This window comes from Ensifer sp. M14 (assembly GCF_003355565.1).
In the GTDB taxonomy this organism is placed as follows: domain Bacteria; phylum Pseudomonadota; class Alphaproteobacteria; order Rhizobiales; family Rhizobiaceae; genus Ensifer.
Genome location: NZ_QJNR01000013.1, coordinates 1 through 10,989, shown reverse-complemented (window position 1 = coordinate 10,989; position 10,989 = coordinate 1). Strand labels below are relative to the sequence as shown.

General features: G+C 60.7%; 6 protein-coding genes. 1 reads left to right on the top strand and 5 read right to left on the bottom strand.

Going from position 1 to position 10,989, the window contains the following annotated elements:
* The 5 genes from BLJAPNOD_RS28065 to BLJAPNOD_RS28045 all read right to left on the bottom strand — a co-directional run.
* The coding region (locus BLJAPNOD_RS28065; protein ID WP_115422247.1) for a porin at positions 1-463 on the bottom strand (463 nt) is incomplete at its 3' end.
* Positions 464-597: 134 nt separating this feature from the next.
* Positions 598-2,289, bottom strand: coding sequence for an aspartate-alanine antiporter (gene aspT, locus BLJAPNOD_RS28060; RefSeq protein WP_115422246.1), 1,692 nt, complete (start codon positions 2,287-2,289; stop codon positions 598-600).
* 166 nt (positions 2,290-2,455) lie between these two features.
* Complete coding sequence (locus BLJAPNOD_RS28055; RefSeq protein ID WP_115422245.1) at positions 2,456-5,182, bottom strand: decarboxylase; 2,727 nt, start codon at positions 5,180-5,182, stop codon at positions 2,456-2,458.
* Positions 5,183-5,446: 264 nt separating this feature from the next.
* Complete coding sequence (gene aspT, locus BLJAPNOD_RS28050; protein WP_115422244.1) at positions 5,447-7,138, bottom strand: aspartate-alanine antiporter; 1,692 nt, start codon at positions 7,136-7,138, stop codon at positions 5,447-5,449.
* A 443-nt stretch (positions 7,139-7,581) separates the two neighbouring features.
* Positions 7,582-9,282, bottom strand: a complete 1,701-nt coding sequence (locus BLJAPNOD_RS28045) for a SulP family inorganic anion transporter (protein WP_115422243.1) — start codon at positions 9,280-9,282, stop codon at positions 7,582-7,584.
* A 512-nt stretch (positions 9,283-9,794) separates the two neighbouring features.
* Here BLJAPNOD_RS28045 and BLJAPNOD_RS28040 point away from each other — a divergent pair.
* Complete coding sequence (locus tag BLJAPNOD_RS28040; protein ID WP_077505972.1) at positions 9,795-10,715, top strand: carbonic anhydrase; 921 nt, start codon at positions 9,795-9,797, stop codon at positions 10,713-10,715.
* The last annotated feature ends 274 nt before the right edge of the window (positions 10,716-10,989 follow it).

Genomic DNA, 10,989 nt, shown 5'->3' with positions numbered 1-10,989 from the left:
CGAACCAGAACTTTCCGTATTCCTTCGAGTCGAGGTAAATTTCCGCCTTGCGCAGAAGGTCAGTCCCCCAATCAAAGTGATCCTCGTTCAACTGGTTCACATTGGTGGTTGAGTAGGGGTTCCATTCCCATTCGAGATTGGCACCGAATGACCAGCCCTTTTCCATGAGGGTGTAGATGCGGAATCCCGCGCGTGAGGACGAGTTGCCGTTGTCGACCGGAAAATAATTATCCGTTTGCCCGCCGTCATCGTAGATCAGCAGGCCCTTGTTGATCTGGCCGTAGAATTCGAAATAGGCATTGTCGTCGCCAAGGCGCAGCTTGGGGATCCAGTGCTCCGGTGCCTTGCTGGCCTCGGCAGGTTGCGCCGCCGGTTTTACCGGCTCCTGCGCCGCCACTGGTCCTGCGACCGCCAGTGCAGCAATGAGAAGTGCAGGCGGAACAATGTATTGTGTCTGTCGCATCAAAGGCACCTTTCAGATCATTGGCGATTCGCATTGTTGATTCGCGGCCAGTATTCGCCACTTTACTGTGGAAGTCTGTTACGAATTCTAGCCCTATCGCAGCGTCGCCGCTGATTGATTGAAATTTCAGTCTTTCATCCGGCGACGATACCGACGATCACCGTTCCCCAGGTCGTGAGCAGGATATGGCCGATAGGGACCGCCGGCGTGTAGCCAAGGACGGCAACAGTGCTCCCCGACCTGTCCTGAACGGCCGCCATACCGGCTGTCATGGTCTGCGCCCCGGCGAGCCCTCCCAGCAGCAGGATCGGGTTCATGCCAAGCACGTAGCGCCCGAAATACAGGCCAACAATCATTGGAACCATGGTGACGATGATGCCGCCGAACAGAAGCCCGATACCCGCTTCGGCGATGGCGGAAGCAAACACAGGTCCGGCATGAAGACCGGTCATGGCGACGAAGGCGGCAAGACCAAGCGATGTCATGAGCGACACCGCGGCATCCGGTATTCGGCCGAAGAGCGGGAAGCGTGTGCGCAGATGCCCGACCAGCAACCCTGCCAGGAGCGTGCCGACACTGGTGCTGAGCGAGATCCGCATGTCACCGATGGGAAACGTGACGAGAACGCCGACTAGTCCACCAAGGAATATCGCAAGACCGAGGACCAAAAAGTCTGTCGCGGTTGTCGGAGCGACCACGACGCCAATGCGCTTTGCGGCACTCGACACGATGGCCTCCGGCCCCACCAGGCGCAGAATGTCGCCGCGTTCCACCGTGATCCCTGGCGCGATGGGAATATCCTGGCCGCCACGGGTAATGGCGCGCAGATAGACGCTGCGTGTCCAATCCTCCTTGGCGACCTCTGCGATGCATCGTCCGTTGAGATCGGGGCTCGTCAGCAGCACATCGGAAACCGATACCGGGACATCGAGCAGTTCGCGGTCCTCGATCTCTTCGGCGCGCGGCCCAAGGACGCTGACCAGAACCTCCCTCGTCCCGGAGACCGCGACGATGTCACCTGCCTTGATCACAACCTCCGGGGCGGCCTCGATGATCGTGCCCCCCCGACGCAGGCGCTGAATGAAAAGTCTGTGCTCCGGAAATTTCGCCTCGGCGGCGGCTATCGACAAGCCGGCGACTGGCGCGCCGTCCGCTACCTCATAGGCGCGAATCTCGAACCTGTGCCAGGCGGAGGAGACGCCGGCCACCTTGCGGGTAATTCCGTACTCCTTTTCCAGCTTCAGCGCCTCGGCGACGAGGTCGATGCCAAGCAGCCTGGGGCCGGCGACACTGCAAAACAGAATGACGCCAACCGCGCCGAAGACGTAGCAAACAGCGTCTGCCACAGCGATGTGCGCGACAAACCGCGCGCGATCCGCCTCAGGCAGTGGCAGCGCATTGATCGCCTCTGTTGCCGTGCCCATCGCCGGGCTTTCGGTGAGGGCGCCGGAGAGAAGTCCCGCCGCAAAACCGGGATCGAGATCCAGGATCTTGGCAACCAAGACAGCCATAATCAGCCCGGTCACGCAGACGACGACTGAAAGCAGGACCGGCTTCATTCCGTCCCGCTTCAGGGCTTGCAGGAACTGTGGTCCGACCGAGTAGCCGATACCGAAGAGAAACAGCAGGAACAACAGCGATTTCGCCATTCCGGCAATCGGCACATGGGCGAACTGCCCGATCAGGATGCCCGCAAACAGCGAGCCGGTCACGGGCCCGAGGCTGAAGCCCCCGAACTTAAAACCTCCGATCAGATATCCGATGCTGATCGCAAGGAATACCGAAAGCTCAGGGTACTTGCTCAGGAATTGCTCGACCCAAACCATGTCCAGATTAGCTCCCCTATCCCCCCGATCCGAGGCGACGACGCCTTCATTGTCGGCCCCATACGCTCATGCATACCAGTAAGTCGCAGATGCCACCGCCGCGGACCGGACCGCGACCACCGACGGGATAGGCACGTCGACCCTCAAGCGCCCAGACATCCCGGGGCTAACGCGCCGCCGGTTTTCGCTTCGTTCGGGCGGCGACGGCGTCGGGCTTGACCAGCTTCAGTCCTCGCGCCTTCTCGTAGCCATGGATTTCTTTCACATCCAGTTTGCGCATGAAGTCGATCGTCTCCTGCGTCAGCACCTGCCCCGGCACCATGATCGGGAATCCGGGCGGATAGGGAATGACGAAGTTGGCGGAGACCATGTCCGGTCCTTCCTTCAGTCGCCGGTCGCATTCGGCGCCGATAAGGGGCACGTATTCGCATACCGAGGCGTCATAGGCGTTGAAGAAGGCGGCGCGCATGTCGCCCTCCGGCGTCGTTCGCCCCGCATCGCCGCGATACACGTCGTGGAAGTGACTGAAATTGGGAAGGTCGGGCACATCGGTCATCAGCGATTTAACCCGCGCTGCGAAAACGGCACGCTCATCCTCCCCGCCATCGGCGAGCCGCTTCTCGATGCCACGGCAGATCTCGACCAGGACACGGATCAGATGCGCAATGTCGCTGCGGGTATTGTTGATGTTGGATTGCAGCAGCACACTGTTGCGCGACGTTTTGTTGAGCTGGATGTCATACTCGTTCGCCAGCAATCCCTTGAACTGGGTTCCGTCGAAACCAGCCGTTCCGCACACCAGCGTCATGCGCGTGGGATCGAGGTAGAACTCGTCCTCTTTCATCGCCTTGATCGCTGTGGCCCAGGTGGAGCCAGGCGCCAGGTAGTCCTTGAAGCCCGACTGCCGATACGCCGCCGGGATCATCTCATCGGCCCCGAGGACGCGGAAGTACTTCGAGATCAGCGGATGCTCGTTGACCGCCCGGCGAATTTTGAGCGCGATCTCGATCGCGTTCATGACCAGCCCATAACCCTCAAGCTCCATCTGCCGGCGTGCGACATCGAGACTGGCGATCAACTGTTGATTGGGGCTGGTCGAGGCGTGCGTGAAGACCGCCTCGTGGAACTGGGCCTCGACATTGTGGAAATCGACATCCTTGACCAGCAACATGGAGCCCTGCCGGATCGCCGACATCGACTTGTGCGTCGAATTGGTCTGGTACACCCGAAGGCGGACAAGACGCGGATCGGGGATCAGCCGCGCGGCGAGCAAGGCTTCATCAGAGGGATCCTTGCCGAGGTCGGCGCGCTGCTTTTCATAGGCACTGACGGACGCCGGGTCGCGCAGCCATTCCTCTATATCCCCCGCGGCACCCATAGCCGTGCGTGGGCGCAGGAACGGCGAAAACCGGGCAAATCCGGACCAGGCCTCATCCCACAGGAAGATCAGGTCGGGTTTGATAGCAAGGCATTCCTCCATCACCCGCCTGACATTGTACATATGCCCGTCGAAGGTGCAGTTGGTGAGATCAAGCAGTTTCAGCCGGTCGAGGCGTCCTTCCGCCCTCAAGGCCAACAGCGCGCGCTTGATGGTGGCGAGCGGCACGGCGCCATACATCGAATACTCCGTCATCGGAAAGGCTTCGACGTAGTATGGCTGTGCACCGGTCAGCACCATGCCGTAGTGGTGCGATTTGTGGCAGTTACGGTCGACCACCGCGATGTCACCGGGCGCCAGCAGCGCCTGTACGGCCATCTTGTTGGAGGTGGACGTTCCGTTCGTCACGAAGAAAACGTGGTCGGCGCCGAAGGCGCGTGCAGCCATTTCCTGCGAGCGTTTGATGTTGCCCGTTGGCTCAAGCAGGCTATCGAGACCACCCGTGGTCGCACTGCTTTCCGCCAGGAACAGGTTGAGCCCATAGAATTCGCCCATGTCGCGGATCCAGTCCGACTTGAAGACGGATTTGCCGCGGGCGATGGGCAAGGCATGGAATGTGCCTATGGGCCGCCGCGCATATTTCTTCAGATTGTCGAAGAACGGCGTTTCGTAGCGCTCCTGCACACCTTCAAGGATGGCGAGATGCATCTCAAGCGGCTCCTCAACCGCGTAGAAGATGCGCCGCACGGCATCCGCCGCCGGGTCTCCGGCAATCTTTTCAACCTGGCGGTCGGAGAGCAGGTAAACGTCGAGTTCCGGCCGGATCCGCTTTAATGCATGCGCGAGGCGAAGCGCCGACATGTCGGGGCTATCCTTCTCGCCCAGTGGATCCAGCACCGAACGCAGCACCGGCGCGTCGTGCCGCGAACGGTAGGGGAAGCCTTCGGCCAGGACGACAGAGATGATGTCGGGGTTCAATGCCGCGGCGCAGAGCGCATCCTCGAAAGACCCCGCCAGGATGGGCTCGTAGATGAAGGCATCTTCCCGTCGGCGCAACCTGCGAATTTCCGAAGCGAACGATTCCCACCGCGCGGCAGGCTGGCTGTTGACGAACAGAACTTCGAAATAGGGCCGGCGGCCACCCGCTTCGCCGGTTCCGGGAGGCATGATATCGACCACTTCGGTCGCCGACATTTCGTCATGGACATCCCACTCGCTCGGGCGCCCGCGGTAGGAGTGGGTGAGCAACCCGTTGGAGATGCGACGCGCAAGTTTTGCCGCCCCGCCAGCATCGTTGGTGGCGATGCGCTCCGAGAGCGCGGAAAGCAATCGTCCACCCGGATAGGCGTGGTACTCCTCCGCCGGCGCGACTGCGGCGATCGCCGCCTCCAGCGCTGCCCGTTCGCCGCGGTTGGCGGCCCAGGCGTCTGCCAGTGTCGTGATCTCGCGCCAGTCGTCGGCACGACCCGAATGGACGAGCAGAAACTGATCAACATGTGCGGTCTTGTTTGGCATCACGCGCTCCCAACTCAGTTTCGAATAGGCTGCCCGCAGCCGCCGGTCGGCGGTTCTCACTCAGTGCTACAATTCCGGTCGCAACAAGGGACTGATACAGTTCGATAGCCGGCTTCGGATGTCGTCGTTCCGCACTTCAAAAGACGCGACAGCAGACGCGCCGGCAGAGCGTTTCCCATTCAAACGAGATCGCAGACACGCACTATCTCTTTGTTTTCACGCATCCCCTGACGGAAACCGCTGCGCAATTTCCCTGGAAACGCTCTAGGTCATCATCATCACAAGCACCATGCCCCAGATCGTCAGCAGGGTGTTGCCGACGGCATAGGTGACGGTATAGCCGAGCCCGGGGATCTGGCTCTTGGCGCGATCGTTGATCATGCCGAGGGAGGCAGTCGTCGTGCGCGCGCCCGAGCAGCACCCCAGGAGAATGGCAGGGTGGAACCGGAACACATATTTTCCCACATACATTGCCAGAACCAGCGGCACGGTCGTTGCGAATATGCCCCAAAGGAACAGGCTGAAACCAAGCTGCTGCAGACCGGCAACAAAGCCCGGGCCCGACGAGATCCCGACCACGGCGATGAAGACATTGAGGCCGACCGAATTCATGAACCAGACCGTCGATGTCGGTATCCGTCCGAATTTCGGCCGCACGGAGCGCAGCCAGCCGAAGAAGAGCCCGGAGATCAACGCGCCCCCTGACGTCGACAGCGTGAACGGCACGTCGCCGACCTTGTAGACGAGCGCGCCGATCAGGGCGCCGATGGCAATCGCCGCACCGATGAACGCGACATCGGCGACGTCGCTCGGACGATCGGCAACGCCGAGTGCCTTGGCGGCAGCCGCAGTATCCTGCGTCCGCCCGACGATCGTCAGGATATCGCCGCGATGGATCTGGGTGTTCGGAAGGATCGGGATCTCCGTCGCCGTCGCGCCACGGGCGATCCGGCGCAGGAACACGCCACGGGACGTTGGCCATTGCGCCAGCTCGGCCAGCGTCTTACCGTTCGCCTCCTTGGTCGTGACAAGGACATCGACCCCTTCGACCGGGACTGCCAGCAATTCGCGGTCGTCGACTTCTTCCGCCGCATGCCCAATCAGGCTTACCAGCACGTCCCGCCGGCCGGCCACGGCGACGACGTCGCCCGCCTGGATCACGGTGTCCGCCGTCGCATCCTCGATCTTTCCCCCGCGTCGAATACGCTCGATGAACACCCGCTGCTCGGGGATCATGGATTCGGCTTCATGTGCCGTCTTGCCGATAACCGGCCCTCCGTCACGGACGCGATAGGCGCGCAGCTCGTAGTGATGCCAAGCGGTTCCCGCCCCGCCCACTTCCTTCTTGCCGCCCTGCTCCGCCTCGTAGCGTTTGCATTCCGCTTCCAGGTCGATACCCATGAGCGCGGGACCGATCAGGGCCAGCACGATGGCCGATCCGATCGTGCCGAAAATATAGGTGACCGCATAGGCGACCGGCATCGCGTCCAGCAACCGCTTGGTCTCTTCCGGTGCCAGACCGAGACGATTGATCGCGTCCGTTCCCAATCCCATCGACGCGGAAATGGTCTGGGATCCGGCATAGAGCCCGAGCGCAGAACCGACATCGTATCCGGCGATCTTGGCGGCGATAAAGGGGGCACCGAGGCAAAAGACGCAGACAACCGCGGCGAACAGGGCCTGCGGGAGGCCATCCTTGGCGATGCCGCGTACGAACTGCGGCCCGACGCCATAGCCGATCGCAAACAGGAACATCAGAAAGAACGTGGCCTTGAGCGGTGGCGATATGGTGATCCCGAGCTGCCCGATGATGACGGCCGCAATCAGCGTGGCCGTCACCGCACCAAGGCCGAGGCCTTTGTACGTGAACGAGCCGAAGTAATATCCAAGCGCCAGTGAGAGAAATATTGCAATTTCGGGATATGTACGGAGCGTGTTTACGAACCAGTCAACCATAGTTCTTCCCCCATCAACTCGGAAATCGGGAATCAGATCTGACTATTATCAAGTATAGATGATAGAAACCGATAGGATCTCCCGCGGCTGACCTCTCCCGACCAGAAAACCCGATCGATCCTGCCCTCTAGGTTCCTTTCATTGAGACTTGGTACAAATTCTCATCGCTATTTTGGCGAGAATACACCCTTCTTCATTGGTTGCAATGCGTTATTTAGTATAAAATAATATTATATCTGAAGTTTTAACCGGATCATCGAACACAAAAGAAATCGAATATTCTTGTATTGTTTTCATACACTTGAAGTACGATCGATGCGTCATGACTTACCGAACTGGATCGGACGATCCACTCCTTCGTTGTAGCGACGCTCCACGGGACTCAACCCTAAATCAAGAAGACCGAAAGCGCGAAAAGCTGATGTCAGGCACTCTGCGAAACGTCAGGTCGGCGCCACACCCTCTGCGGGCGGTGACGACGCGGCCGCGAGGCTATCCTGGTAGCGGCGGATCCCGGCGCGCGTGTTGAAAAACATGCGGTCGGGGCCAAGCTGGTCGGCAAACCCTGATGTCCTGATATAGGCGAGCACATCCGGGTTGAGGCCTGCGAGCCAGAGCTTGATGCCCACCCGCGCCAGGCTTCGTTCGCCTTCGACGATCATCTGAAGTGCCGAGTATTCGATGTCGAAAACACGGCTGAGGTCCAGCATCAGAACGCGCGGTTTTTGTTCATTGGCCAGCACGCGAATTCGGTCGCCGACCTGCTGGGCGTTGACGAAGAAGAGCCTCCCTTCCGGGCGCAGGATCAACAGACCTTCGAAGGTTTCGTCATCCGGATGCTCGGCCGAAAGCGGCCGCAGGACGTCTTCGCCGCGTTTCCGGCCGACGACATGGACGCGCGGGTTTGCCGCCTGGCTCGCGAGGCCAACAAGCGACAGGGTAATCGCCACGAGAATGCCCTGGAGCGTGCCGAACAAAAGCACACCGAGGAAGGCGGCAAGCGCCCAGCGAAACTCCATCCGGCGCACCTTGCGGATCGAGGCGAACTCGGTCGGGCTGATCAGGCCAACGGAATAGACGATGACGATGGCCGCGAGCACGGCCTGCGGCAGAAGACCGAGCAACGGTGCAAGAACGAGCATTGTCGCCGCCGCGGTCGCCGCCGTGACAAGCGAGGCCTTTTGCGTGCGCCCGCCGACTGCGCGCACCACCGCCGTCTGCGATGTCCCGCCGCCGGCCGGCATCGCGCCGAAAAGCCCGCCAGCCAGATTGGCAGCGCCGGTCGCCACAAGCTCGCGGTTTGGCCGGATAGGCGGTTCACCCGCAACCGCGAAAGCCCGACCAGCAGCAATCGTCTCGGTGAAGCTCATCAGGGCAATGCCACACGCACCAGGGATGAGCTGCAGGATCATGTTGATATCAGGCAACACCAGCGAAGGCAGAGCCTGGGGAATGTACCCAACAGTGGCGACGCCGGCAGGGCCGAGACCCGCCATCCACGAAACGGCTATGCCCGCGGCGACGATAGCGAGCGGAGCCGGGGAATGCGGCCAACGGCTTTCAAGGAGGAGCAGGAGCACCAGCGCCGTAACTCCGACCGCGAATGTGACGAGCGACGTTTCGGGCAGATGCTGGACGAGGTTCAAAATATCCCGGAAGAAACCTTCCTTGGTAAAATGCAGCCCGAACAGTTTCGGCACTTGGTCCAGCACGATGACCAGACCGATCCCGGCCTTGAAGCCCGTAAGCACCGGCGACGAAATGAAATTGGCTACGAAACCCAGACGCAGGGCTGAAGCGGCGATCAAGAGCAGGCCTGTCAGCGCTGTCAGCGTTGCAGCCGCAACGAGCAGCCGGTCCGGGTTCCCGTCGGGCACGACCAGCGCAAGCTCGCTCGCAGTCAGGATCGCAAGGGTGGTCGTCGAACTGACGCTGAGCACCCGCGAGGTGCCGAGCAGGGCATAAACGATCATCGGCACGAAGGCGGTGTAGAGACCGACGCTGACGGGAAGGCCGGCAACGGTCGCATAGGCCATGGCCTTCGGCAACACCACTGCCGCGGCCGTCAGGCCGGCGATCATATCCAGGCGCAGTGTGCCGGAAGATGACGGGATGGGTTGGTCGGCATGCGGTAACGACACCATGATGCTGCCCTCTCACGGATGCGTGCCTGGTCGGAGCGGCCGAACCCTGCCCAACGAGCCCAGGCTCGTATGCTCCCCATGCCGGAGATCCCCCGGCCACACAATCTGAACACCGTCTTCGCCTTGCGTCCAGCGGAATTCCGCGCTTCGATTGCCGCGGCCGGCCCGAAGATGAGGGCCGAGCGCATTTCCTCGTGTCAGCGGGCGAGCCTTGCAGATGCCCACCGCCCGCGGCGATGCCTTGCGGTGCGCAATGCGTTGCTTGAGGATTTTGGCTTGAGCGTTACTCCGCGGGCCCATGTTGAGGACGATTTGTCGTCGGGCGCACTTGGAAGAATCATGATTTGGCCAACTACGGAATCCCGTGGATCTAATTCATCAAGCGCCGGTATTGGCCGTATGACACGCTCGGCTTGCTTTAGAGGTGCACCGACGCGTGAAAGTGTTAATGTCGAAAATCACCGATTTGCATTGCCGCCCCTGGTTCGATCATTGTCGAAGGAGACTGCAAGATGGCAAAGAAGCTGCTCGGAGGCGCCTCGAAGGAGGATCCGACCTGGTTGGCCGAAGTGACATACCGGTTCGCGTTCGATGCTGTGTATAGGCCCTTACCACCGGATGCGAACGCCGCCCGGTCGAGACTCGAGTCTGGAAACCGGGCTTTCGCTGCGCTCCTTGACCGGATGACCACATCGCCACCCGCAAAGCTGAACATCGCCGTGGACCCGCATGATGTCGGCCTTCTTCCTGGGCGTAGCGCGGCACCCAAACAACAGCCGTTTGCGGCAGTTGTCGGCTGTGCCGATGCGCGGGTTCCGGTCGAGCTGATCTTTTCCGAAGGCCCGAACGACCTGTTTGTCGTCAGGGTGGCCGGCAATGGTCTGGGTGACGACGTCACGGCCAGTCTGAGCTATGCGGTTGATCACCTCAAGGATAGCCTGCGCACGATAGTCGTCCTCGGCCACAGTGGATGCGGGGCAGTTTCGGCGGCCGTCGACGTTTATCTCGAGCCAGCAAAATACATGCAGATCATGACGCAGAAGGATCTGCGTCAGATCCTGGACAGCATACTGATCGTCATCCAGCTTGGCGCAACCTGGCTGGAGCGGGTGTATGGGACAGAGGTCGTACGCCGGCCGGGATATCGAACCACACTGATTGAGGTTGCGATCGCGCTGAACGCGGCGCTGACCGGATATGGCATGCGCTCGCGTCTTAACTTGGCCGCCGGCGGCGAAATTGAAGTCGTCTACGGCGTCTATCTCCTGGAGGAGCGGCTTGTGTGGTCGCCAAGAGGAGAGAACCCGGATTGGTTTCATTTGTCCGCCGCACCAAAAGACCCGGATGAGTTCGTCATATTGTGCGACCTCCTGATGTCGTGTCCCCGGATAATAGATTTGCTTGATACCACTCCAAAAGCAGGGCCGCACTAGAAGTGCCTGTGCGCGGGTGCCTGGACTGCCGATCTGCGATTGTCTCAATCTCAACAATGGATTGAGGGATGCGATGGCGCGTCGGCGCATTGGTCAGGAATAGTTCGGCTTGCCCTTGGCGCTGCCGGCATTCTTCTTTTGGACGTGCTTGCCAGACGTTCTACAGAATTCTGACGTGGTTTGTAGGCGTTCGGCTGCTTTTTGTTTCGCATTTGCTTACTCCGGAACGTCAAAAAGCCCGCCGGTTTTCACCTGGCGGGCTTTTGATTTGGTT